This window comes from Rhodococcus sp. ARC_M12, assembly GCF_022810385.1.
GTDB classification, from domain to species: domain Bacteria; phylum Actinomycetota; class Actinomycetes; order Mycobacteriales; family Mycobacteriaceae; genus Rhodococcoides; species Rhodococcoides navarretei.
The window spans coordinates 110,785-133,279 of the sequence record NZ_JALGQI010000015.1; the positions used below are offsets into that span (position 1 = coordinate 110,785).

At 65.6% G+C, this 22,495-nt stretch carries 26 protein-coding genes; 11 read left to right on the plus strand and 15 right to left on the minus strand.

Going from position 1 to position 22,495, the window contains the following annotated elements; translation table 11 throughout:
* Positions 1-23 precede the first annotated feature (23 nt).
* Together MTX35_RS19120 and MTX35_RS19125 are read right to left on the minus strand one after the other, a co-directional pair.
* A complete protein-coding gene (locus MTX35_RS19120) occupies positions 24-887 on the minus strand; it encodes an alpha/beta fold hydrolase (RefSeq protein ID WP_243596468.1) in 864 nt (287 codons plus the stop codon).
* 11 nt (positions 888-898) lie between these two features.
* The gene (locus tag MTX35_RS19125; RefSeq protein WP_243596469.1) at positions 899-2,152 is read right to left on the minus strand and encodes an ROK family protein; all 1,254 of its coding nucleotides are present in this window, start codon (positions 2,150-2,152) and stop codon (positions 899-901) included.
* A 336-nt stretch (positions 2,153-2,488) separates the two neighbouring features.
* Here MTX35_RS19125 and MTX35_RS19130 point away from each other — a divergent pair, with 336 nt between their 5' ends.
* Positions 2,489-3,244, plus strand: a complete 756-nt coding sequence (locus MTX35_RS19130) for an SDR family NAD(P)-dependent oxidoreductase (protein WP_243596470.1) — start codon at positions 2,489-2,491, stop codon at positions 3,242-3,244.
* A gap of 67 nt (positions 3,245-3,311) precedes the next feature.
* Here the strand turns inward: MTX35_RS19130 and MTX35_RS19135 are convergent, their stop codons facing one another.
* From MTX35_RS19135 to MTX35_RS19145, 3 genes are all read right to left on the minus strand, one after another.
* Complete coding sequence (locus MTX35_RS19135; protein ID WP_243596471.1) at positions 3,312-4,508, minus strand: Ig-like domain-containing protein; 1,197 nt, start codon at positions 4,506-4,508, stop codon at positions 3,312-3,314.
* A gap of 84 nt (positions 4,509-4,592) precedes the next feature.
* Entirely contained in the window at positions 4,593-6,143 is a 1,551-nt protein-coding gene (locus tag MTX35_RS19140) for an MBL fold metallo-hydrolase (RefSeq protein ID WP_243596472.1), read from the minus strand.
* Positions 6,144-6,204: 61 nt separating this feature from the next.
* Entirely contained in the window at positions 6,205-7,221 is a 1,017-nt protein-coding gene (locus tag MTX35_RS19145; RefSeq protein WP_243596473.1) for a UDP-N-acetylmuramate dehydrogenase, read from the minus strand.
* A gap of 58 nt (positions 7,222-7,279) precedes the next feature.
* Between MTX35_RS19145 and MTX35_RS19150 the strand changes: the two genes are divergently transcribed.
* The 3 genes from MTX35_RS19150 (at position 7,280) to MTX35_RS19160 (ending at position 9,151) form a co-directional block, all read left to right on the plus strand.
* Entirely contained in the window at positions 7,280-7,786 is a 507-nt protein-coding gene (locus MTX35_RS19150) for a DUF2505 domain-containing protein (RefSeq protein WP_243596474.1), read from the plus strand.
* 85 nt (positions 7,787-7,871) lie between these two features.
* Positions 7,872-8,375 carry a DUF2505 domain-containing protein gene (locus MTX35_RS19155; protein WP_032380350.1) on the plus strand — a complete coding sequence of 168 codons (504 nt, stop codon included), beginning with the start codon at positions 7,872-7,874 and terminating at the stop codon, positions 8,373-8,375.
* Positions 8,376-8,377: 2 nt separating this feature from the next.
* Positions 8,378-9,151 carry a class I SAM-dependent methyltransferase gene (locus MTX35_RS19160; protein WP_374230333.1) on the plus strand — a complete coding sequence of 258 codons (774 nt, stop codon included), beginning with the start codon at positions 8,378-8,380 and terminating at the stop codon, positions 9,149-9,151.
* A 52-nt stretch (positions 9,152-9,203) separates the two neighbouring features.
* Here the strand turns inward: MTX35_RS19160 and MTX35_RS19165 are convergent, their stop codons facing one another.
* Positions 9,204-9,791 carry a hypothetical protein gene (locus tag MTX35_RS19165; protein WP_243596475.1) on the minus strand — a complete coding sequence of 196 codons (588 nt, stop codon included), beginning with the start codon at positions 9,789-9,791 and terminating at the stop codon, positions 9,204-9,206.
* Positions 9,792-9,901: 110 nt separating this feature from the next.
* On the opposite strand from MTX35_RS19165, the gene MTX35_RS19170 reads away from it, so the two are divergent.
* Positions 9,902-10,648, plus strand: coding sequence for a DUF2993 domain-containing protein (locus tag MTX35_RS19170; RefSeq protein ID WP_243596476.1), 747 nt, complete (start codon positions 9,902-9,904; stop codon positions 10,646-10,648).
* A gap of 67 nt (positions 10,649-10,715) precedes the next feature.
* Here the strand turns inward: MTX35_RS19170 and deoC are convergent, their stop codons facing one another.
* On the minus strand, positions 10,716-11,369 hold the full coding sequence (gene deoC, locus MTX35_RS19175; RefSeq protein ID WP_374230331.1) for a deoxyribose-phosphate aldolase: 654 nt from the start codon (positions 11,367-11,369) through the stop codon (positions 10,716-10,718).
* 59 nt (positions 11,370-11,428) lie between these two features.
* Between deoC and MTX35_RS19180 the strand changes: the two genes are divergently transcribed.
* Together MTX35_RS19180 and purU are read left to right on the plus strand one after the other, a co-directional pair.
* A complete protein-coding gene (locus MTX35_RS19180) occupies positions 11,429-12,271 on the plus strand; it encodes a class I SAM-dependent methyltransferase (protein ID WP_243596477.1) in 843 nt (280 codons plus the stop codon).
* 13 nt (positions 12,272-12,284) lie between these two features.
* Positions 12,285-13,169, plus strand: a complete 885-nt coding sequence (gene purU, locus MTX35_RS19185) for a formyltetrahydrofolate deformylase (RefSeq protein ID WP_243596478.1) — start codon at positions 12,285-12,287, stop codon at positions 13,167-13,169.
* A gap of 98 nt (positions 13,170-13,267) precedes the next feature.
* Here the strand turns inward: purU and MTX35_RS19190 are convergent, their stop codons facing one another.
* The 5 genes from MTX35_RS19190 to MTX35_RS19210 form a co-directional block, all read right to left on the minus strand.
* Entirely contained in the window at positions 13,268-14,293 is a 1,026-nt protein-coding gene (locus MTX35_RS19190) for an alpha/beta fold hydrolase (protein WP_243596479.1), read from the minus strand.
* Between the two features lie 81 nt (positions 14,294-14,374).
* Positions 14,375-14,665 carry a DUF2516 family protein gene (locus tag MTX35_RS19195; RefSeq protein WP_121873494.1) on the minus strand — a complete coding sequence of 97 codons (291 nt, stop codon included), beginning with the start codon at positions 14,663-14,665 and terminating at the stop codon, positions 14,375-14,377.
* Positions 14,666-14,732: 67 nt separating this feature from the next.
* Complete coding sequence (locus tag MTX35_RS19200) at positions 14,733-15,521, minus strand: heparin-binding hemagglutinin (RefSeq protein WP_243596480.1); 789 nt, start codon at positions 15,519-15,521, stop codon at positions 14,733-14,735.
* On the minus strand, positions 15,514-15,981 hold the full coding sequence (locus MTX35_RS19205) for a helix-turn-helix domain-containing protein (protein WP_243596481.1): 468 nt from the start codon (positions 15,979-15,981) through the stop codon (positions 15,514-15,516). Before MTX35_RS19205 ends, MTX35_RS19200 begins: the two co-directional genes overlap by 8 nt.
* A gap of 72 nt (positions 15,982-16,053) precedes the next feature.
* On the minus strand, positions 16,054-17,328 hold the full coding sequence (locus tag MTX35_RS19210; protein WP_243596482.1) for a DUF445 domain-containing protein: 1,275 nt from the start codon (positions 17,326-17,328) through the stop codon (positions 16,054-16,056).
* 73 nt (positions 17,329-17,401) lie between these two features.
* Between MTX35_RS19210 and MTX35_RS19215 the strand changes: the two genes are divergently transcribed.
* Positions 17,402-18,139 carry a TetR/AcrR family transcriptional regulator gene (locus tag MTX35_RS19215; protein WP_243596483.1) on the plus strand — a complete coding sequence of 246 codons (738 nt, stop codon included), beginning with the start codon at positions 17,402-17,404 and terminating at the stop codon, positions 18,137-18,139.
* Here MTX35_RS19215 and MTX35_RS19220 read toward each other — a convergent pair.
* Positions 18,136-18,312 carry a hypothetical protein gene (locus MTX35_RS19220; RefSeq protein WP_243596484.1) on the minus strand — a complete coding sequence of 59 codons (177 nt, stop codon included), beginning with the start codon at positions 18,310-18,312 and terminating at the stop codon, positions 18,136-18,138. The genes MTX35_RS19215 and MTX35_RS19220 overlap by 4 nt on opposite strands.
* Positions 18,313-18,374: 62 nt before the next feature.
* Here MTX35_RS19220 and MTX35_RS19225 point away from each other — a divergent pair, with 62 nt between their 5' ends.
* Both MTX35_RS19225 and MTX35_RS19230 read left to right on the plus strand, forming a co-directional pair.
* The gene (locus tag MTX35_RS19225; RefSeq protein WP_243596485.1) at positions 18,375-18,920 is read left to right on the plus strand and encodes a type 1 glutamine amidotransferase domain-containing protein; all 546 of its coding nucleotides are present in this window, start codon (positions 18,375-18,377) and stop codon (positions 18,918-18,920) included.
* 16 nt (positions 18,921-18,936) lie between these two features.
* Positions 18,937-19,926: an iron-siderophore ABC transporter substrate-binding protein gene (locus MTX35_RS19230; RefSeq protein WP_243596486.1), complete on the plus strand. Its 990-nt coding sequence runs from the start codon at positions 18,937-18,939 to the stop codon at positions 19,924-19,926.
* 24 nt (positions 19,927-19,950) lie between these two features.
* Here MTX35_RS19230 and MTX35_RS19235 read toward each other — a convergent pair whose 3' ends face one another.
* Positions 19,951-20,412, minus strand: a complete 462-nt coding sequence (locus tag MTX35_RS19235; RefSeq protein WP_032394153.1) for a PPOX class F420-dependent oxidoreductase — start codon at positions 20,410-20,412, stop codon at positions 19,951-19,953.
* A gap of 33 nt (positions 20,413-20,445) precedes the next feature.
* Here MTX35_RS19235 and MTX35_RS19240 point away from each other — a divergent pair, with 33 nt between their 5' ends.
* Positions 20,446-21,303: a PPK2 family polyphosphate kinase gene (locus tag MTX35_RS19240; protein WP_243596487.1), complete on the plus strand. Its 858-nt coding sequence runs from the start codon at positions 20,446-20,448 to the stop codon at positions 21,301-21,303.
* Between the two features lie 79 nt (positions 21,304-21,382).
* Here MTX35_RS19240 and MTX35_RS19245 read toward each other — a convergent pair whose 3' ends face one another.
* Entirely contained in the window at positions 21,383-22,423 is a 1,041-nt protein-coding gene (locus MTX35_RS19245; RefSeq protein ID WP_243596488.1) for an NAD(P)-dependent alcohol dehydrogenase, read from the minus strand.
* Positions 22,424-22,495 lie beyond the last annotated feature (72 nt).

The window sequence follows — 22,495 nt, forward strand, 5'->3', positions numbered from 1 at the left end:
ACCCCATCTCACGGCCCGGCTCGTCACCCATCGAGGCCGTCGACGAATTCGGACACCTCGGTGAAGAATCGCTGCGGGTCGGCCACGAACGGGCCGTGGTCGACGCCTTCCCAGTACGACGCGACGGCCGTGGGAATGAGCTCCGCGGCGTGCCGTCCGGCAGAGACGTCGACGACGGTGTCCTCGGTTCCGTGCAGCACGAACGCCGGGATGTCCAGGCTGCGCAGCAGGTCGTCGTGCCCGATTGCGCGATCGAACAGGGCAGCACGAACCCGTGGCCGCGTGGCCAGCGTCAACCCGAACAACGCCTGTGCCTCCGTGCCCTTACCTTCCGTCGGCCCGGTCAGCGCGTGCCCGAAACTTCCGAGTGCCTTGATCGCGACGCGGGGCTCCTCGGCCATCGCACCGGGGATCGCCGCACGCATGGCCGTCCCGACGCGGCCGCCTGCCTCTCCCCTGCCGATGCTGGTGATCGCACCGACGAGCACGATGCCCGCCACCGCGCCCGTGCCGTGTTCGGCGAGGTAGTCGCAGATCACCAGTCCGCCGTACGACCACCCCAGCAGCACCGCGTCGGCGGTGATGCCCTCGGCGGCGAGCACCGCGTCGACATCGCCCGCCCAGATTTTCGGATCGTCGTAACCGGCCGCCGGGGCGTCGGAGTAGCCGTGTCCGCGGAGATCGACGGCGAGAACGCGGTAGCGCTCCGCCAGCTCGGCCAGCAGTCCCTCGCCCCAGCACGCCGAGCTCTGCGCCCACCCGTGCAGCAGGATCAGGGGCCGCGCCGCAGGGTCACCGGTGACGCGGTAGACGATGTTGGCTCCGTCGACGCCGGTGGCCTGGCGAACCGGTCCTGCTGCGGGGGTTGTCGTATCGAGGCTGCTCATGTCGGATCAACCTACGCCGCGGCCCTGCGCATCGAGGCGAGCGGATCGGCGTACAGAGCGCTGAGCGAGACCACCGTCGCGGCGTGTTCTTGCACTCGGTCGCCGAAGCCGGTGACCCGAATATCTGTGCGCGGCAATGTCGAATGAGCCGCGAAGGCCTGACCCACATGCGGAATTCCGGCCGGGTACGCGGTGAACGCCTGGCCTCCGAGTACGACGCGGTCCGGATTGAACATGTCGCGCAGCAGCGCCACTGTCCGACCCAGAATCTGCGCCCGCTCGACGAGTAGTTCCCGCGCCGCCCCCGAACCACCCTGTGCCGCCCGGTACACAGCGGCGACGCTCGGGCGGGGCTGCGGGGCAACGATGTTACGCGCCACGGCAGCAGCGACCACCGCTCGATCGCTGACGGAGGCCTCGAGGCATCCTCGAGCGCCGCAGCCGCACAGCGCCGACGATCCGGTGGGTAGGTGCGCGATGGAGCCAGGACCGCTCGCGGGGGTGTGCACGCGGCCGTCGATGGTCAGCGCCATGCCCGCCGTCTCGCGTGTGTAGAAGTACAGCGAGGTTCCACTGTTGCTCGGCGCAGCAGCACTGTCCGACAGGCGCGGCGCGAGGAGCAACTCGGCGGCCGCCATCGCGTCGACGTGCCCGGAGACCGAGATCGGTAGCCCCAGTCCGCCGCCGATGATGCCGCCGACGCGTCCGTTCTCCCACCCCAGCCGCGGATGGTCCACCGTGCCGCTCGCGGTGTCGACGCGTCCGCCGATCGCTACCCCGACCCACAGTGGGGTGCGGCGATGCCAACGTCCGGCGAAGGCACCGGCGCTGCGGGTGACGGAGGCCAGCGCTGCCTCCGAAGATCCAGCGGGTGTGGGGATCTCGACGGCACCGAGGATCCGTCCACGCAGATCGCTGACGACGATGCCCGTGACGATGGCTCCGATGTGGATGCCGATGGTCGAGAACGGTTCGTGGTTGATCTCGAACGGTACTCGGGGACGTCCGATCGCCCCCGGTGCCACCAGGTCTGCGCGCTCGCGGAGCAACCCGACACCGAGCAGGGCAGACACCTGACGGTTGACCGTTGCGATACTCGATCCTGTTGCGCGAGCAGCACGCTCGCGTGAGATCGGGCCTTCGACGCAGGCCACCCGAAGCACCGACGCGGCGGGGCCGTCGGCGATCCGCAGATCGGGTGGGACGAGTTGGAGACGCGATCGCAGCGCGGCAGATCGGGTGTGGTGCAGCGTGGTGACAGACATCCGTCGAAGATCCTCAGCAGGTGCAGGCCTTTCACCGCGGACGAACAGCGAAGAAAGGGAGAAGTGGTGCAGGTCAAGGGTGGGTGCGGTGGCCACGAAGGGGCCACGGCACGCGAATCGACTGCCTGAAGCTCGAAGAGGCTAGAGACAGATTCCTTGGCCGGGACAACACAGTTCCCGAGGAAGCGGCAAGCGAGAACCGAGTGATGCGGTCACATAGGTGACCCGCATCGCGGTGGTATCGCCGGCGGACATGGAACCAAAATTAGCACCCACCCGTCCGATGTCCAATCGGGCCCCGGCGAGCATGCGATGCGCCCGACATAGAATTTCGCCATGACCTCGTCCGAACACATTTCTCCCGATACCCGAATCGCCGTCGTCACCGGAGCGAGTACCGGCATCGGCGCGGCCACCGCCCGCCAACTCGCCGCCGACGGATTCCACGTCGTGATCGGTGCCCGCCGCCTCGACCGGCTGGAGGAGTTGGCGTCGGAGATCGGTGGCACCGCGCTGGAACTCGATGTGACGGACGAGGATTCGGTGGCCGCATTCACCGCCGTCATTCCCCGCGTCGATGTGTTGATCAACAACGCCGGTGGCGCGAAGGGCTTGGCCCCGGTGATCGACGCCGACCTCGACGACTGGCGCTGGATGTGGGAGACCAACGTGCTCGGTACATTGCGGGTGACGAAGTCGTTGCTGCCCAAGCTGATCGACTCCGGTGACGGCCTGATCGTCACCATCACCTCCGTCGCGGCGTTCGAGGCCTACGACAACGGATCGGGCTACACCTCCGCCAAACACGCTCAGGCAGTGCTGCATCGGACGCTACGCGGCGAACTGCTCGGCAAGCCGGTGCGGTTGACCGAGGTTGCGCCGGGTGCCGTCGAAACCGAGTTCTCGCTCGTCCGGTTCGACGGCGACGCAGACAAGGCCGACGCGGTCTACCAGGGCATCACGCCGCTGGTGGCGAGCGATATCGCCGAGGTCATCGGCTTCGTCGCGTCGCGCCCGTCGCACGTCAACCTCGACCAGATCATCATCAAGCCACGTGATCAGGCCGGTCCGGGGCGCTTCTCCCGCAAGTAGCGGCTTCGCCGCATGTGCACGGAAATTCGTAGTGGACTACGAATTTCCGTGCACATGCGCGTAGCGCTCACACCGCACTCATCGACTCCCACGTCGGCCAGTCGATGGCCCAGTCGTACAGGTCGCCGTCGGCTGCCGAGAGGTCGATGCGAGTTCCGGTGACCTCGACGGGGTCGCCGTACATCGCCGTCTGGAAGTACTCCTGGGCGTCGGCGTCGGAGAGGTTGATGCAGCCGTTGGTGACGTTCGATGCGCCCTGCACACCGGTGGTCAGCGGGTTGGCGTGGATGAATTCACCGTTGTTGGAAATGCGCACCGCCCAGCGTTCGCGGACGTTCTCGTAGAACGGCGGATTGGACATCAGGAAGTCCTCGTGCTTCTCGGTGACGACGTGGATGCCGCTGCGGGTGACGTTGCGGTCCTCGTTGCCCTCGCCGTAGCTGACGGGAATGTCCATGATCGTCTGGCCGTCGCGGACCACCTGCATGCGGTGGCTGGTGGCGTCGGCGACGACGATCTGACTGCGTCCGATGCTGAAGTTGAGGGTGACGTCGTCGGCCCCGTACGCGCCGTCGCCGTAGTTCACGCCGTAGAGGTCGGCGTTCACCGAGACCGTCGTGCCGGGAGCCCAGTAGTCGGTGGGCCGCCAGTGGATGCGTGAGCCGTTGTCGTCGGGGAACCAGGCCCATGCGCCGGGAGTCGGCGGGTTCGTGGTCACCGTCAATGCCTTCTCGACGGCGGCCTTGTCCGCGATCGCGGAGTCGAACTGCAGGATGATCGGCGCGGCGATGCCCACTTCCTGGCCGTCGCCGATGTTGGTGCTCACCGAGGTGCGACTGTCCGGTTCGACGGTGGTGAAGGCACCGGCGATGTCGACGATCTTGTCGTCGCTGCCCAGCGCCGAGCCGGACCAGGTGTACTCGACGCCGTAGCCAAGGGGTTCGGTGATGGCGTACGAGGTCTTGTCCGGCGAGAGCGCGCCCTGGACTACCTTGCCGTCGGGGTTGGTCAACGCGACCTCGGTGAGCGTTCCGTCGGCCACCGAGACCGAGATCGGCGCGACGGGACTGACGTCGACGGCACCTGCGACCGGGTTCTCGGTGACCTGTGCGACGGGCGCTGCCTCGGTGGTGGGGGCTGCGGCACCCGAGCCGCCCGAGCCCGATCCGACGGTGCAGCCTGCCACGAGTGCCACCAGGGCGACGAGCACGACGATCAACCACACCGCGCGCGTCCGTTTTGTCTGTTCTACCTGCTCATGCACGTTGTCCAACGTACCTGCGTCTGCGAACTACCCCGATTTTTGGGGGCAGTCTCACAGCTGCAGGAGTGGAGCCTGCGGAGTGACTCAGAGTTTGCGCGTGCGCAATTCGTGACCTTTGGAGGTGAGGCAGCGGCCGGAATCGAGGCTCCAGTCCCACCCGTGCAGATTGCAGGTGAGCTTGTTTCCCTCGACGATGCCGAACTTCGTCAGGTCCGCCTTCAGGTGTGGGCAGCGACGTTGGATCTCGTAGCCGCCCATCGTGATCGTGGCGGTGTCGTCGTGCGCCTCGGAGAACCAGCCGTCGGCGTAGGCGATGCGCTCGTCGGTGAGGCACTTGAAGAACGTGTAGAGGAATTCGTTGTAGCCGCCGACGCGTCGAGCACGGAAGCGGGTGGACAGGAAGATCGAGTTGACCCAGTCCGGCTCCTGGTCACGTATGGCGGTGCGGACGAGTTCCGGCGGGATGGTGAAGCTGTAGCGGAACTTCTCGTTCGAGATCGGTTCGCGCACGATTCTTTTCGGGAAGTCGAGCACGACGGTTTCGTCGCCCATCGTGATTCCGACGGGGTAGCCGATGCCGTCGCAGATCAGATCCGTCTGCGCCATGATCGGCTCGAACAGGCCCCGCATCGGCTCGAGCAGTGGCTCGCCCGCGGCCGGAGCCCAGCCGGCTTTCTCGGCCGCGATGACCGACGCCTGACGCTGGGCGTAGGCCTCGATGTAGTCGGCCTTGCCGGTGGTGAAGATGGCCTCGGCCTCGGCGGTGGGGATCGGGTGCTCGTGCGAGAGGAGCTCGGAACCGTCGAACGTTGCGGCGGTGCCCGGCATCATCAGCAGGCCCTTGTCGTGCCCGTGCAGTCGCATCTGCTCGAGAAAGACCATCTGATCCGGGAACACGTTGGCCGGATCGCCGTAGACGTCGTTGAGCGAGCGCAGCTCGTCGTCGAGGAAACACGGCGGGCCTGCCGACGGGATGACCCACGTCGAGCCGACCTGCTCGATGTACTGACGCGCCCGATCCATCTGACGCTGACGCTTCTGGATACCGAAGTTCTTCTTGGCGCGCGAGACCATGTCGTAGACCATCGGGTACCAGATCGCACCCGAGTACTGCAGCATGTGCACGTCCACGGGACCGAAATTCTCGGTCATGACGTCCAGGTCCACCGGCCTGGCGTCGTTCATGTTGAACGCGACGGTCTTGCCGTCCGAGACGACCAGACCCGAGTCGCCGATGGGACCGTCTGCGGGTGCTCGCAGCGCGATGATCATGATGTCCAGATCGCCCTTGGGACCGGAGATCGTGTGCTTGACCGAGTCCGTCGTCTCGTAGAACTTGTGAAAGCCGAGCTTCTCCAGCTCGTGCTTGAGATCGAGCACCGGGTAGTCCGGCAGCAGCACCGTGGCGTCCTTGTTGACGTGCTCGGCCAGGTTCTTCGGATCGAAGTGGTCCTTGTGCAGGTGCGAGACGTAGAGGTATTCGCAATCACCCAGAGCGTCCCAGTCAAGGGCCGAGTTGTCGGGGAACGGGAACCACGACGCGTAGAAAGACGGGTTCACCCACGGATCGCACAGGATGCTCCCGGCTTCGGTCCGAATATGGAATCCCGCATGTCCCACGCTGGTGACCTGCACTGATTTACCTCCTACGAGCTGGACGCGCAAAGCTCCATCGTATGCGCCGTTTCGAGTAGCTCTAACCCAGCGCGCAGTTGACGAGGTCACATTCGGGCGTGAGCGTGACGCCGAACTTCTCCTGCACCCCGTCTCGCACGTGCGCGGCAAGTGCCATGATGTCCGACGCGGTCGCCCCGCCCCGGTTCGTGATGGCCAGTACGTGTTTGGAGGACAGAGCTGCGGTCCCGCGGCCGAATTCGGTGCCGTAACCGCGCGGGAAGCCCGCGTTCTGAATCAGCCAGGCAGCCGGGATCTTGGTACCGGCAGGGTCGGGAAAGCTCGGCGCGTGGGTCGCCTGCTCCGGCACCTCCGGCAACACCGGGTTGAGGAAGAAGGACCCCACGCTCCACGTGTCGTGATCGGCCGCGTCGAGCACCATGCCGCGCTCGCCCCGCAGAGCCAGTACGGCTGCGCGGACGTCCGGCACCGGTACGACGTCGCCGATCTGCACGTCGAGACGCTCCGACAACGCCGCGTAGCGCACCGGGAGCGACTCGGTCGTCTTCTTCAGCGCAAACGTCACGTCCAGAATCACGTAGCGGGAGGACCGCTTGAACACCGACGACCGGTGCGTACCGAAACCGCACTGCTCCGGCGTCCACACCGCCGTCTCCTCGGTCTCACGGTCGTAGACGGTGAGACCGTGCAACAGCTCCGACGTCGACGCGCCGTACGCGCCGACGTTCTGAATGGGCGTCGCGCCCGTCGTTCCGGGAATCCCCGACAGCGCTTCCATACCGGACAGCCCGGCATCGATCGTCGCTTGTACGACGACATCCCACTCCACGCCTGCATCGACCGTGACGATCTCGCCCTCGATGTCCAGCCGCGAGCCGGTCACCTGAATCACCCGGCCGTCGAACCCGTCGTCGCCGACGACCAGGTTGGATCCACCGCCGACGACCAGCACGTCGGTTCCGGCCCGATCCGCGTCGCGCACCAGCGAAACCAACTCGTCACCCGTCGTCGCGACACAGAATTCACGGGCCGGGCCGCCCACTCGAATGGTGGTGAGCTCCGAAATTGCAGTAGGCACGGACTCTCACGCTACCGGTCGCGCACGAACGTCTTCAGTCACCCGGTAACCTGCGGGGATGCCTCGCCCCATTGAGCACAGCTCGACTGTGCCCGCCTCCGCCGACAAGGTCCATGCCGCACTGACGTCAGAGCAGTACTGGAAGGACCGCATCGAGCAGATCGGCGGCCCCGGTGCCAGCTTGAAGAGCGTCGCCGTCGGCGACGGCACCATCGACGTCGTCATGACCCAGTCGGTCCCCGAAGAGGAGTTGCCCTCCGCGGTGACCGCCTTCAAGAAGGGCAACCTCATCATCGAACGCACCGAGAGCTGGGGGCCGTTCGACGGCACCCACGCCGACGGCATGTTCGGAGCCACCGTCGAGGGTGCACCGGCCCGTATCACCGGCACCACCACGCTCGACGGTGTGGGCGAGACGACGATCGTCGCACTGGCAGGCACCACCGAGGTCAAGGTCCCGATCTTCGGCGGCAAGATCGAAGCGATGATCAGCGAGCAGGTGCTCTCCCTCATCGACAACGAACAGGACTTCACCGGCAACTGGATCGCCGCGAACACGAACTGAGCAACCGGGTCGCTCCGCAGGCTCCGCTCCTGCGGACCCAACCTGGTCGTTCCGCAGGCTCCACTCCTGGGTAACCTGGCGCACTATGGCTCGCCGAATGAACTACTCCGCCCGGTTCACCCACTCGACGCAGCAGGTCTATGCAGCGCTCTCCAGTCGCGATCACTGGGATGCGCGCATCGAGGAGATGCGTAAGTACTCGGAGAACGAGCTGAAGAGCTTCGAGGTGTCCGACGCTGGAATCGACATCGTGATGCACCACGTCATCCCGCGTACCGAACTGCCCGACATCGCGCAGACGGTGATGAAGAAGGACATGGTGATCACCCGCAACGTGCACTTCGACGCCTACGAGGAAGTCACCGCGGGCCACTACGACGCGTCGATTCCGGCCGGACCGGGCTCACTCAAGGGCACCACCTCGCTGTTCCCGACCAACGGCGGCTCGACCCTGCGCACCTCCTCCGAGGCCAAGGTCTTCCTGCCGTTCATCGGAGGCAAACTCGAGCAGCTCATGCTGGTCAACCTGATCGACCTGTGGCGCGGCGAGGGCGAAGTGACTGCCGACTGGCTCGAAAAGAACGCCTAGCCCTGAACAGACCTGAAGGCGTCATCACCCGCGGCACCACCGGCATCAATCGGTTGCGTCGCAGCGACCGATGGCTGACGCACAACCCCGATGTTCGACGCGTTCTGCTCGACTCACCGGATCCCCTCGTCGTCGATCTGGGCTACGGCGCGATGCCCAACACCACGCTCGAACTCGCCGGTCGACTGCGTACCGTCCGGCCCGATGTTCGCGTGACGGGCCTCGAGATCGATCCCGCCCGCGTCGTTCCGGGGAGTGACGGCGTGGAGTTCGCCCGCGGCGGATTCGAGTTGGCTGGTTTGCGCCCGAACCTGGTGCGCGCGTTCAACGTACTGCGGCAATATCCCGAGGACGCGGTACCGGCTGCGTGGCAACGCATTCTGTCCGGCCTGGCACCCGGCGGCCTGCTGGTGGACGGCACCTGCGACGAACTCGGTCGACGCTGCGCCTGGGTGTTGCTCGACGCCGACGGCCCGCGATCACTGACGCTGGCGTGGGACCCGTTCGACGTCGCGATGCCGTCGGACATCGCAGAGCGGCTCCCGAAGGTACTGATCCACCGCAACGTCGAGGGTGAGCTGGTGCACGATCTGCTTCAGCGGGCAGACAGAGCGTGGTCGGTGTCGGCACCGCTGGCCCCGTTCGGGCCTCGACTGCGCTGGCGCGCCGCCCTGAAAGTGCTTGCCGAGCAGGGTCTTCCGGTCACACTCCCCCGCCGGCGCATGCGCGACAACGTATTGACGGTGCCCTGGTCGGTAGTCGCACCGACAGCGTGAATCGGGTGCAGCCGGCCGCGGTGAGCGCGGTCGGCTGCACCCGATTTCGCGGCTACGTGCAGGCCGACAGTGCCAGTTCGACGCGTTCGGCCACTCGATCGGTACTGCTGCCTGCCTCGAAATACAGCGCCTGCGGGTCCACCCGACCGATCGCGACGGCGTCGCACACCACCTCGTCGAGGGTGATCTGAGAGATGCCACCCGCGGCGAGGTCGAGCACCGTACGCACCGGGGTGGTGAGATTGAATGTGCCTGCCGATTCGACGTCACGCGGCTCGAGCCGGAGGCGATGCACCGCGAGCCTGGTGTCGGTCAGTCGAAGGTCGCCGAAGGCGCAGACGTGCACGAATTGGGGGTGCAGATGCCCGAAACCGTGTAGCTCGGCCGCACTCTGGTGCGAGATCACCGCCTCGCCGCCGAACCAGGCACACCACATCGCGAACACTTCGAGCTCGCTGTGTGGCCATTGGCCGAGACGGAACAGGTTGCGCTCGACGCGAGTCCACGTGTTCGTGGCAAGGTTGACGCGCACCATCGCCGGATCGAAGCCGAGCTCTCCGGCCTGCTCGGCCGTGAAGTAGCCGTCCTGACGAGTGGCCAACGAGTGCAGTTCGTGCACGCTCGGTCCTGTCGTACTCATGACGCAAGCCTACGTCACAATGTGTTACAGGTCACAAAGTTTCGACCCGATGCCGCAGGTTCGGCGAGTTTCACAGAGCTTGCTCAGAATCATCGGGAAGACTGCCGGGAATGTCATCCACAGCCAAGCGCAGCAGCGTGCCGTTGATCGCAGTCTCCGTCGTCGTAGTCCTCCTCGTCGCCGTCATCGGCGGCGAGTTGTTCGTGCGTCAGCAGATCAAATCCTGCCTCGCCGGCCAGCTCGAATCCGAGCTCGGCAGCCAGGTGGAGGTCGGTCTCGGCCTCAAGCCGGTGCTGCTGTCGTTGGTGGACAAGAAGGTCTCCTCGGTCACCGTCGACAGCGACGACGCGCGCTTCGGCCCCGCCGAGGGCATGGTCGTGCAGGCCGAGGCACGGGATCTGAACCTGACGCAGACCGCCGACTCCGGCGGCACCATCGGCAGTTCGAGTGCCGACATCGCGTGGTCCACCGACGGCATCACGCGCACCCTGCAGAGTCAGGGCATCGGCGCGATCGTCTCCGGCGTCACCTCGGACGCGTCGGCAGGCACCCTCGAATTCGCGGTCGGCGCTCTGGCGAACCTCACCGTCGAGCCGCAGGTTGTGGACGGCAGGGTCGACTTCCAGACCGTGGATGCATCGATTCTGGGCCTCGGTATCCCGACCGATCTGGTCGACTCCGTCGTCGGCGTGCTGACCGACAGCCTGCAGGCGTACCCGTTGGACATGACGCCGACGTCGTTGACCGTCACCGACAGCGGCATCGAGCTCACCCTCGAGGGCGGGCAGTACACGATTCCGGTGACTCAGCAGGATCAGAATCAGCCGACTCCCGAGGGTTGCTCGCTCGTCGCGTAACCCGTCCCCATGTGCGTGGAACTTCGTAGCGGGTTACGAAGTTCCACTCACATGCGACGCAGTCGCTCTAACCCAATCCGTCGAGCACCGCGCGGGTTCCCGACAGCCCCAATCGTGTTGCGCCCGCGTCGATCATGGCCAGGGCGGCCTCCGTGGTACGGATGCCGCCGCTGGCCTTGACGCCCAGTCGCCCGCCGACGGTCTGTGCCATCAAGCGCACCGCCTCGACGCTCGCGCCGCCGGCCGGGTGGAACCCGGTGGACGTCTTGACGAAGTCGGCTCCGGCCTTCTCGGCGGCGCGACAGACCTCGACGATCGCGTCGTCGGACAGCGCCGCCGATTCGATGATGACCTTCAGGACAGTGCTTCCGGAGATGCCCTCGCGGACGGTGACGATGTCTGCCAGTACCGCGTTGTAGTCCCCCGCGATGGCCGCTCCGACGTCGATCACCATGTCGACCTCGTCGGCACCCTGCTGCACCGCGAGCCGCGCCTCGGATCCCTTGATCAACGAATGATGCTTGCCCGACGGGAATCCGGCGACGACGGCGGTCAGCATTCCTTCGGCGCGAATCGGCAGCATCGACGGTGAGACGCAGACGGCGAGCACTCCGAGCTCCCGGCCTTCCTCGATGAGTGCGGCCACGTCGGCCGTCGTCGCTTCGGGCTTGAGCAGCGTGTGGTCGACCATTCCGGCGAGGGCAGCGCGGGTGAGTGTCATGCCCTCCAGCTTTTCACAGCTCTGCCGTCGGGAGCCCTGTCGGTCTACGATTTTTCTTCATGACCGCAGCCTCGCTCGCCGCCACCTTCAATGCCACCAGCAGGGAGTTCGACGCGGTGACGCCGCAGGTCTGGGGGCCGGCCGGGCAATCGCTCGCCTTCGCGCTCGAGTTGGCCACCGGCGACGCGGTTCTCGACGTGTGTTCCGGCACCGGGGCGTCGGCGATTCCTGCGGCGGCGGCCGTCGGCCCCGAGGGTCTCGTGCACGCCATCGACCTCGCCGACGACCTGTTGGAAGTGGGCCGTGTGAAAGCTACCGACCGCGCCTTGCGCAACATCGACTTCGTCGTCGCCGACGCCACCGTGTGGGAGCCGCCGTCGACGGTGCCCGACGCCGGGTACGACGCACTGGCCTGTTCGTACGGCATCTTCTTCTTGCCCCATCCCGCGCAGGACTTTGCGCGACTCGTCTCGTTGGTTCGACCCGGTGGTCGCGTCGGAGTGACGGTGTGGCGCAAGGGTGCGATCGAGGCGTTCGCGGGCACGTTCTTCGAGGTCATCGGTGCGCATTCTCCGCCGAGCGAGCATGCCGGGCCCCTCGCGCAGGACGGGTACGACAAGCATCCGATCCGCCGGATGGAAACCGTGGATCTTCTGCGTGGGTGGCTCACCGACGTGGGCGCTACCGACGTCCGGGTCGTCGAGCTGTCCAACCACGTTCCTGCGACGGAGTCGTTCGAGTGGGATCTGGTGCTGGGCAGCGCGATGCGCGGGGCGCTGACACCGTTCGACGATGCGACTCGGGCGCAGATCCGTGCCGAGTTCACGACGCTGCTGGCCGAGCGCGGCATCGATTCGATCGATCTCGGGACACTGGTGGCAACCGGGGTCCGCACGCCCTGAGAGAATCGACGGCATGAGTTCTTCCGTATCCGAGGATCGCCGCTACGTTCTGTCGCTCGGTTGCCCCGACAAGACGGGCATCGTCGCCCGCATCTCGACCTTCCTCGCCGAGGTCGGTGGATGGATCGTCGAAGCTGCGTATCACGCCGATCCCGATACCGGTTGGTTCTTCACCCGGCAGGCCGTACGAGCGTCGTCGGTCAGCATGAGCGTCGAGGATCTGCGATCACGGTTCGCCGAGGTGGCCGCCGAGCTGGGGCCGGAAACCGAATGGGCGCTTCACGATTCGGGCGAACCCAAGCGCGTGGTGCTGCTCGTCAGCAAGGAAGCGCATTGCTTGCACGACCTGCTCGGACGCGCCGCGGGCGGCGAACTGCCCGCCCAGATCTCCGCGGTGATCGGCAACCACAAGTCACTCGAGCCGATTGCTGCCGCGCACGGCACTCCGTTCCATCATGTCGAGTTCGCGAAGGATCCGGCCGAGCGGGGGCCCGCCTTCGAGGAGGTGCGGTCGCTCGTCGATTCCTACGACCCGCACGCGGTGGTGCTGGCGCGCTTCATGCAGGTTCTGCCGGAATCACTGTGCGCGCACTGGGCCGGCCGAGCGATCAACATCCACCACAGCTTCCTGCCGTCGTTCGTCGGCGCGCGTCCGTACCACCAGGCGTTCGCAAGGGGCGTCAAACTGATCGGCGCGACGTGCCACTACGTCACCGCCGAGCTCGACGCGGGTCCGATCATCGAGCAGGACGTCATCCGCGTCGACCACTCCGACGAAGTCACCGACATGGTGCGCCAGGGCCGCGATATCGAGAAGCTGGTGCTCTCCCGCGGTCTGCGATGGCACCTGGAAGACCGCGTGCTGGTGCACGGCCGCAAGACCGTGGTGTTCAGCTAGGCGCGGGAGTGGAGCCTGCAGGAACGACCCGGTTCAGGAGTGGAGCCTGCAGGGCCGACCCGGTTCAGGAGTGGAGCCTGCAGGAACGACCCGAAGACTCACAAGTTACGGAGCCGAACGACCTCGGCGTTGAATTCGTCGATTGCTTCCACCGAGCTCATGTGTCCGATGCCCGGGATGACGATCAGGCGGCTCAAGTGGTCGTGGTCGTCGAGGGCGCGGGCGAGTTTGCGAGCGTGCACCGGCGGGGTCAATCGGTCGGCCGAGCCGACGAGCACGCTGGTGGGCACGGACATGTTCCCCAGTGCCTCCCGAATGTCGAGGTCGGTCAGGGCGGCTCCCCAGACCCCACGGGTCCGAGGCGCGCATTCCAGCACGATCTTCTCGCAGAACGCCACCTCGGCCGGTGTCGCTCCGGGTGCCATCGAGATGTACTTGATGGCCTGACGCACCACCGGCGACGGCCGCAGCGGAAGTGCCGAACCGAGCACAGCGCGTCCGACCGGGGTGGGCACTCGGGGGAAACGCTGCGGCAGCGGGATGACGGTGGTTTCGCGGATGAGAGAGTCGGTGGCAGTGCTGGCGAGGAGCACAGCGCTGACGAGCCGATCGACCTGCTCGGGATAGTTGCCGGCCCACGCCATGATCGACATGCCGCCCATGCTGTGCCCGACCAGGACGGCCTTGTTGTCCTCGGCGACCGTCGCGGCGAGAACTGCGGCGAGGTCGTCGGCGAGGATGTCCGGACTCAGCGGACGCGTACCGACATCACTGCGGCCGTGCCCGCGCTGGTCGTAGGTGATGACGCGATAGCGGCCGGCGAGCGCATTGATCTGCGGGTACCAGTAGTCGGCCGAGCAGGTCCAGCCGTGACTGAAGACGATCGGTTCGGCATCGGCGTCACCGTAGCTCCGAACGTGCAGGTGCGCCCCGTCATCGGTGACCACCTCGGTGAGGTGCGGTTCGTAGGTGGGGTATTGCAGTAGTTCGTCGGGCTGGACGTCGGTCGTCTTGGTGAACGAATGCAGGCGACGTCGCCGAACGACGAGTGCACCGAGACCGGCCGCCGCAGCGGCGCTGCCGATTCCGAACAGCGCGAACTCGACTGCTTTGCGTGAAACCACTGAAAATCCCCTCTACCTCGAACCCCCTGGCGGGTGCGGTAGACGGTACGCCCACAACGAAGCGGGCGTCGATGTGACCACCTACCAGCGGGGTCCGCGCTGGATACTGTCGATCTTGGGTCGGACGTCGACGAGGTACACCGCGATTCCGACGATGCCGATGATCCAGAACATGATGACCATCGGGCCGATCAGCGTGAGCAACAGTCCCACCGCCAGAATGCCCAACCAGGCGTTCTTGGTCAGCTTTCCGGCCGCGGGAAACGCATCCGGCCGTTGGCGCAGCGCATGAAAAATGGCGAACGCGGCTCCGGCAATCGAAATGATTTGCAGGATCAGGAAGATCGTCTGGGAGAAGCTGCTCGCAATCACGCCCGCCAGTGTACGAGAAACGACCCCCGCACCGCGCGGCGCAGGGGTCGTTTTCTTTACGAATGCTTTAGCGAGTGGTCTTCTTCGCCGGAGCCTTCTTGGCCGGAGCCGGGGTGGCCTTCTTCGCGGCCGGTGCCGGTGCCGTCTTCTTTGCCGGAGCAGGCGTCTTCTTGATCGGCGAGTTCGCGTTGCTGCGGGTCTTGGCCTCGACCGTGCCCGCCACGCCGCTCACCTTGTCGGAAGCGTCGATGGCCTTCTCCTTGGCCTCGTCGCCCGCCTCGTCGATGTTCTCGGCGAGCTCGTCGGCCGCGTCGGAGATCTCCTCGGCACCTTCACGAACCTTGTCCGACGCGAGGCCGGCCATGGCAGCGGCGCGCTCGCCGACTGCGCGAGTCTGCGAGGCGACGGTTCCGAGGGCCTGCTCGGTGAGGTCGACGACGTCGTTGGCAGCGGAGTTGGCGCGCTCGAGGCTCTCTTCGACTGCCGGGGTGCGGCGAATGCGCTCGACGGTCTCCTCGCCACGCTCGGCGAGCGAGGTGTACAGATCGGAGGCGACCTTCAGGTAGGCCTCGGCAACCTTGCGCAGCTCCTCGGGGGTGAACCGCTCGCGGAGCTCGGCGATCTCGTCGGGAAGCTCGGCGGGCAGGTTCGCCAGACGCTCGCGCAGGCTCTCGACGCCCTCGGTGACGTCTTCGGAAAGGTCTGCGATGCGGGCGTTGACCTCGCTGGTGCGGCTCTCGGCGCGCGAACGCACCTGTGCGACGACGTCCGCTACTGCCTGGACGACGGCGTCGCCTGCACCGACGGCTGCGAAGATGGGGGTCTTGACGTTCTCGAAGTTCTTGGAATCAGACATCGGGTGTCTCCTGTTCGTCGGGTTCGGGCTCCTGCGTCGACTCGTTCTCACGACAGAACGAGTCGTAGATCTCGATCAGCACTTGCTTCTGCCGCTCGGTGATGTGCTCATCGCCGAGCAGAGCTTCGCGCACCGGACCGTGGGGACGCGCTTCCAAGATCCCGGCCCGGACGTACAGCACCTCCGAGGAGACGCGCAGACCCTTGGCTATCTGCGCTAGCACTTCTGCGGACGGGTTTCGTAGTCCGCGTTCGATCTGACTCAGGTAGGGGTTGCTCACTCCGGCCCGGCTTGCCAGTTGCCGCATCGATACCTGTGCGGCTTCGCGTTGGGATCGGATGTAGCTGCCGATGTCCTGGGCTGCAGTCGTCACGACTGCGGCGACAAGATCCCCGGCCTCGGCAACCACCTGCGTCGCTTCGGTCGCCTTGGCGACCAGATCTCCCTCGTCCTCGGCCATCTCGGCCTCCTGTTTCGGTGTCCTACTGGACGGTACCGAAGGGTGCTAACTATTGCAAGCACTCTGCTAGCACTAGTGCCCGAAGATCAGATCCGAGATCGTGTAGATGGCCAGACCAGCGATGGAACCGACGACGGTTCCGTTGATGCGAATGAATTGGAGATCGCGTCCGACCTGGAGTTCGATCTTCTTGCTCGCTTCCTCGGCGTCCCAGCGAGCGACGGTGTCGCCGATGATCGTGGTGATCTCGTCCGCGTAGTTCGCGGCGATGTAACTCGCCCCACCGAGGAGCCAACCGTCCACCTTGCCGCGCAGTTCCTCGTCGTCGCGCAGCCGCACGCCGAGGTTGGCGGTGTTCTCCTTGATCTTGGTACGCAGCGTGCTCGTCGGATCGTCCACCGACTCGGTGATCAGCCGCTTGGCCACCTTCCACGTTGCCGCCGCGAGGCCGGTGATCTCCTCGCGCCCCATGATCTGAGCCTTGAGCTTCTCGGCCTTCTCGATCGTCACCGGGTCGTGCTGCAGGTCGTTGGCGTAATCGACGAGGAACTTGTTGGCGGCCAGGCGCACATCGTGCTCGGGGTTGGAGCGGATCTTCCAGGTGAACTCGACGAGTTCCTTGTAGACCTTCTCTCCCAACAGGGTGTCGACGAACTTCGGCGACCAGTTCGGGGAATCCCGCGCGACGACGCGATCGATCATCTCCTGGCTGCCCAGCGCCCACTGATGAGCGCGCTCGGCGAGCATGTCGATGAGCGGCAGCTGACGGTTCTCGCGAAGCAATTCGTCGAGAATGCGGCCGATCGGCGGTCCCCACTGCGGATCGGCGAGTCGGCGGACGATGGTGCTGTCGATGACGGCCGTGATGTCCTCGTCGTTGAGAACATCGACGACACCGTGCAGCACGGTCGCCGCCTCGGCCGCGACACGTTCGGCATTGTCGGGCTGGGCGAGCCAGGTGCCCAAGCGCAACGGAACCTGAGCCGACGCGACCTTCTCCGACACCACCTCGGGTGCCAGGAAGTTGCTACCGACGAACGAACTCAGACTCGCGCCCAGCTGATCCTTCTTCTTCTTGATCAGCGCCGTGTGCGGAATCGGGATGCCCAGCGGATGCTTGAACAGCGCCGTCACCGCGAACCAGTCCGCGAGCGCGCCCACCATGCCCGCCTCCGACGCCGCGCGCACGTACCCCACCCACGCCCCCGCACCCGTCGACTCCTGCCACCGGCAGAACAGGTAGACGATCGAGGCGAAAACGAGGAAGCCGGTCGCGACCGTTTTCATCTTGCGGAGGTCGCGGCGTTTGGTCTCGTCGTCGAAGTTCATGAGCTGCACAACCGACATTGTGCCCAGAAATGTGACGGATCAACCGGACACAGCCTGCAATGGTGTCGGAGCAGGCGCATAGGGTGGCATTGTGGCGAGAAATACGACGGAGGCAAAGCTGGACGAGTCCGAGCCGAGCGAGGACAAGCCCAAGGCCGAGAAGCCGGACGGCCGTAAACGTCGGTGGCGCGAGCACAAGATCGCGCGACGCGAGGAACTCGTCGACGGCACATTGGCCGCCATCCGGCTGCGCGGCCGCGAGATCGGAATGGACGAGATCGCGTCGGAGATCGGTATCTCCAAGACCGTGCTCTACCGGTACTTCACCGACAAGAACGATCTGACGAGCGCGACCATGTCGCGGTACGTCGAAACGACGCTCGCCCCGCGCATCTACGCCGCGATCTCGCACGAGCTGGACGAGTACGAGCTCACTCGCGTCGTGGTGACCGCGTACGTCGAGACGGTGGCCACCGATCCCGAGGTGTACCTGTACGTCATGGCGAACAACGCCGGCAACAACCGCGACGTCGTCGCGGAGTCGGAGCGAATGATCGCCGAGTTGCTCTCGACCGTGCTGGGCGAGCGCCTTCGCCAACGCGAGATGGACTCGGGCGGCTCGGTGCCGTGGGCGTTCGCCATCGTCGGTGCGGTCCAGCTGGCCACCCACTGGTGGATCTCCAACAAGTCGATGTCGGCGGACGACCTGATCGACTACCTCTGCATGATGATGTGGGGCGGAATCCACGGGGTCGCCATGGCCGACGGCTCACCGGCGAAGTTCAAGTCGCAGCCCCACCCTCTGGTCGACGAGTCCGGAACGTCCTAACGCTCGTCGTACCCCTCGTCGTCCAGTGGCACCTCGGCTCGCTGGTCCAGAACGTCTCGGGCGTCGGCCTCGACGGGCAGATCGTCCACGTTCGGCTCGGCCGGCTCGTCCACGATCGGCAGGTCCTGCTGCGCGCGATCCTCGGCGGGAGTTTCGATGGGTGATTCGCTCATGTCTCCATTCGTACCATCGCTCGTCAGTTTGAGATCCGGCCCGGTCGGACATCCGAACAGGTATGACCAACGAAACACTGACCGGACGCCGCATCGCCATTCTCGCCACTGACGGCGTCGAGCAAGTCGAGCTGGTTCAGCCCCGCGAAGCCGTCGAAAGAGCCGGAGCCACAGTCACATTGGTCGCACTCGACCATGGCGACATCCAAGCCATGGAGAGCGACGTCAATGCCGCCGACACCTTCACCGTCGACCGCGTCGTCGCCGACGTGTCTGCGGACGACTTCGACGCCCTGATTCTGCCCGGCGGAACCACCAACCCCGACCAACTTCGTGTCGACGCGGACGCGGTCGAGTTCGTCCGCGCATTCGTGCAGGCCCGCAAGCCCGTCGGCGTCATCTGCCATGGAGCCTGGACCCTCGTCGAGGCCGACGTCGTGAAGGGCCGGACGTTGACGTCCTACCCGAGCATCCGCACCGACATCCGCAATGCGGGTGGCACGGTCGTCGACGAGGAAGTGGTCGTCGACGGGAACCTGGTCTCGAGCCGCAACCCGGACGACCTGCCTGCCTTCTGCGCGAAGATCGTGGAGCATTTCCGCGCTTGATAGGTTAGCGTGCCCTATGCGCATCTCTCGTTCGGTGGCTCTGCCTGCGGCAGTCCTCACCCTTGCCCTCGCCCTCACCGCGTGCAGTTCCGACGCCGCTGACGGCGACACCACCGACCCCTCCGAGGCCGGTGGTGCCGTGGTCACCGACATGTTCGGTGACGTCGAAGTTCCGGCAGACCCCCAACGCGTGGTGGCGCTCGGTTGGTCGGACGCAGAGACCGCGCTGGCCCTCGGCGTGGAACCGGTCGGGGCCAGCGACTGGCTCGGCGTCGGTGGAAACGGCTTGGGGCCGTGGGTCGACGAGTCCTACGACACCGACCCCACGATCGTCGGCACCTTCGACGTCGACTTGGAATCGGTTGCCGCTCTGGCCCCGGACCTGATTCTCTGGACGCGTAGCACCAACGACAAGGCGGTCTACGACCAGCTGTCCGACATCGCACCCACCGTCGCGGCACCACCGGGAACCGACGTCGCCTACGGCACCACGTGGGACGGCCAGACCGAGATCGTCGCCGAGGCGCTCGGAAAGGTCGACGAGGGCACGAAGCTCGTCGACGACACCCAGGCGCTGATCGACGACACGATCGCGGCCAACCCGGAGTTCGCCGACAAGACCGTGGCCGTCGGCACGCTCTACAGCGGACAGATCGGTGCCTACGTGCGCGGCGACACCCGCGTCGACTTCCTCGAATCACTCGGCATGACGAACACCCCGGCCATCCAGAACCTCGCCGAGCCGGGAGCGTTCAGCATCGAACTCTCCGAAGAGAACGTCGCTGCCCTCGACGCCGACCTCACCGTCATGTTCCCCATCGGCACCGGACCCGAGGTGATCACCGAGAACCCGTCGATCCAGGGCCTGCCGTCGGCACGCGACGGACGCCTCGTAGTTCTCGGTGACCTCGACTTGTCCAACGCATTCTCGGCCGCCTCGGTGGCAGGTACCCGATACGCACTGGAGAATGCCGTACCGCTCTTCGCGGCACCGCTGAAGAGCTAGATCACACTCTCCCGGGCGGGCTTGTCACACTCTCCCTGGCGGGAATCCACCCGCGGCGATCGGTCCCCAGGTGTCGATCACGATGCGTATCAACGACTTTCCCTGCTTCACCATCGCCGCGCGGTACTCGTCCCAGTCCGAGTGCTCGCCTGCGATGCTGCGAAAGTACTCCACCAGCGGCTCGACGGCGTCGGGCAGATCGATGATCTCGGCCGTCCCGTCGACCTGCACGTAGTCACCGTTCCAGTCGTCACTGTGCACCAGCACCGTGACGGCGGAATTGCGGCGGATGTTGTGCACCTTCGCGCGCTCGGGGTAGGTGGCGATGACGATGCGGCCTTCCGAGTCCACCCCGGCCGAAACCGGAGAGACCTGCAGACCGTCGTCGCGCTTGCGGGTGATCAGGGTGTGATGGTGCCGCGGGGAGACGAATTCGAGCAATTCCTCACGCGACACGGTTTCTGCTTTTGCGATGGTAGGGGCCATGAATCCCATGGTAGAGAAGTAGTCTTCTCGCCTATGGCCGACAAGTCGAAACTGTGGACGCTCTCGCCCGTCGATGTGCTGCGCGCCGGCGCATCTCCCCGTGTGGAGGACATCGATTTCACGGCAACCCCGGGATTCGACGGCGCGAAAGCACACGGCAACGACGTCCTCGAGCAGCGCGGTGCAGTACTTGCGGCGCTCCAGGAAAAGCTCTATGCCCACGGGCGCGCAGGCGGCACCAAGTCGGTCCTGCTGGTGTTGCAGGGCATGGACACCGCGGGCAAGGGCGGCATGGTCAAACACGTCATCGGGATGGTCGATCCGCAGGGTGTCGACCTCGCCTCGTTCGGGGTGCCGACCCAGAAAGAGAAGCAGCACCACTATCTGTGGCGCATCCGCAACGCACTTCCGCGGGCCGGCCGAATCGGGGTGTTCGATCGGTCCCACTACGAGGACGTGCTCGTCGTCGCGGTCCACGATCTCGTGCCGCGGCAGGTGTGGGAGAAGCGATTCGACGAGATCAACGCCTTCGAGAAGGAATTGGTCGACGAGGACACGGTCGTCGTCAAGGTGGCCTTGTTCGTCTCGGCGGACGAGCAGAAGAAGCGGTTGCAGGAGCGGCTCGATCGACCGGACAAGCACTGGAAGTACAACCCGGGCGATGTGACCGAGCGTGGCTTCCTACCGCAGTACCGGGAGGCGTATCAGCGGGTCCTGGATCGTACGGATACCGACCACGCACCGTGGTACGTCGTTCCGTCCGACCGTAAGTGGTACAGCAGACTTGCTGTCACGGAAATTCTCATCGACGCCCTCGAGAAGCTCGATCTCGACTGGCCTGCAGCAGATTTCGACGTCGAACACGAGAAAAAGCGGCTGGCCGAGAGCTGAACCCCCTTCGAAGGTGTGAATGGTCCATTGACCCCCGTCTGGGCAGGTCAATGGACCATTCACGCGTACAACGAGACAGTTACAGCGTGGCTGCGTCGATCACGAAGCGGTAGCGCACGTCGGACTTGACGACGCGGTCGTATGCCTCGTTGATCTTCTCGGCCGGGATGACCTCGATCTCGGCACCGATATGGTGCTCGGCGCAGAAGTCCAGCATTTCCTGGGTCTCGGCGATGCCGCCGACCATCGAGCCCGCGAACGAGCGACGGTTGGCCAGCAGATTGAATGCAGGCACCTCGAGGGGCTTCTCGGGAACACCGAGCTCGACGAGGGTGCCGTTACGGGCCAGCAGTCCCAGGTACTTGCCCATGGGCAGGTTGGCCGAGACGGTGTTGAGGATCAGGTCGAACTTGCCCTGGAGATCCTTGAGCGCGGTGGTGTCCTTGGTGGCGTAGTACTCGTCGGCACCGTAGGCCTTGCCGTCTGCCTCCTTGGCATCGGTCTGGCTCAGCACGGTGACATGCGCACCCATGGCGTGAGCGATCTTGACGCCGATGTGTCCGAGTCCGCCCATTCCGATGATGGCGACCTTCTTGTCGGGGCCCGCTCCCCAGTGCTTGAGCGGCGAGTACAGCGTGATGCCTGCGCACAGCAGCGGTGCCGCGACATCGAGCTCGATGCCCTCGGGGATGCCGAGCACGAACTTCTCCGTGACGACGATCTGGGTGGAGTATCCACCGTTGGTGAACTCACCCTCGTAGGTCTTCGAGTTGTAGGTCTGGACGACGCCCTTGGTGCAGTACTGCTCGTCGCCGTCCTTGCATGCCTCACACTCGCCACAGGAGTCGACGAAGCAGCCGACGCCGACGCGGTCGCCGACCTTGCGGCTGGTCACCTCGGAGCCGACCTCGGCAACGATGCCGGCGATCTCGTGTCCGGGAACCACGGGGTACGAGGTGCCGCCCCATTCGTTGCGGGCGGTGTGGATGTCGGAGTGGCAGATGCCCGCGAACTTCACGTCGATGAGGATGTCGTTCGGTCCGACGGCGCGCCGCTCGATCGTCGCCTTCTCGAGCGGGGCGTCCGGAGCAGTGGCCTGGTAAGCGGTAGCTGAAGTCATGACTACATTGCTACCTACGCATCTGTGTAAGCGCAACACAGCTACCGCCCCGACCAGGCTATTCCTATTTCA

Bases quoted from the DNA above. Each gene is read 5' to 3' on its own strand.
- MTX35_RS19120 (WP_243596468.1), bottom strand. From the start codon at position 887: ATGAGCAGCCTCGATACGACAACCCCCGCAGCAGGACCGGTTCGCCAG.
- MTX35_RS19125 (WP_243596469.1), bottom strand. From the start codon at position 2,152: ATGTCTGTCACCACGCTGCACCACACCCGATCTGCCGCGCTGCGATCG.
- MTX35_RS19130 (WP_243596470.1), top strand. From the start codon at position 2,489: ATGACCTCGTCCGAACACATTTCTCCCGATACCCGAATCGCCGTCGTC.
- MTX35_RS19150 (WP_243596474.1), top strand. From the start codon at position 7,280: ATGCCTCGCCCCATTGAGCACAGCTCGACTGTGCCCGCCTCCGCCGAC.
- MTX35_RS19155 (WP_032380350.1), top strand. From the start codon at position 7,872: ATGGCTCGCCGAATGAACTACTCCGCCCGGTTCACCCACTCGACGCAG.
- MTX35_RS19165 (WP_243596475.1), bottom strand. From the start codon at position 9,791: ATGAGTACGACAGGACCGAGCGTGCACGAACTGCACTCGTTGGCCACT.
- MTX35_RS19170 (WP_243596476.1), top strand. From the start codon at position 9,902: ATGTCATCCACAGCCAAGCGCAGCAGCGTGCCGTTGATCGCAGTCTCC.
- deoC (WP_374230331.1), bottom strand. From the start codon at position 11,369: ATGACACTCACCCGCGCTGCCCTCGCCGGAATGGTCGACCACACGCTG.
- MTX35_RS19180 (WP_243596477.1), top strand. From the start codon at position 11,429: ATGACCGCAGCCTCGCTCGCCGCCACCTTCAATGCCACCAGCAGGGAG.
- purU (WP_243596478.1), top strand. From the start codon at position 12,285: ATGAGTTCTTCCGTATCCGAGGATCGCCGCTACGTTCTGTCGCTCGGT.
- MTX35_RS19200 (WP_243596480.1), bottom strand. From the start codon at position 15,521: ATGTCTGATTCCAAGAACTTCGAGAACGTCAAGACCCCCATCTTCGCA.
- MTX35_RS19205 (WP_243596481.1), bottom strand. From the start codon at position 15,981: ATGGCCGAGGACGAGGGAGATCTGGTCGCCAAGGCGACCGAAGCGACG.
- MTX35_RS19210 (WP_243596482.1), bottom strand. From the start codon at position 17,328: ATGTCGGTTGTGCAGCTCATGAACTTCGACGACGAGACCAAACGCCGC.
- MTX35_RS19220 (WP_243596484.1), bottom strand. From the start codon at position 18,312: ATGAGCGAATCACCCATCGAAACTCCCGCCGAGGATCGCGCGCAGCAG.
- MTX35_RS19225 (WP_243596485.1), top strand. From the start codon at position 18,375: ATGACCAACGAAACACTGACCGGACGCCGCATCGCCATTCTCGCCACT.
- MTX35_RS19230 (WP_243596486.1), top strand. From the start codon at position 18,937: ATGCGCATCTCTCGTTCGGTGGCTCTGCCTGCGGCAGTCCTCACCCTT.
- MTX35_RS19235 (WP_032394153.1), bottom strand. From the start codon at position 20,412: ATGGCCCCTACCATCGCAAAAGCAGAAACCGTGTCGCGTGAGGAATTG.
- MTX35_RS19240 (WP_243596487.1), top strand. From the start codon at position 20,446: ATGGCCGACAAGTCGAAACTGTGGACGCTCTCGCCCGTCGATGTGCTG.
- MTX35_RS19245 (WP_243596488.1), bottom strand. From the start codon at position 22,423: ATGACTTCAGCTACCGCTTACCAGGCCACTGCTCCGGACGCCCCGCTC.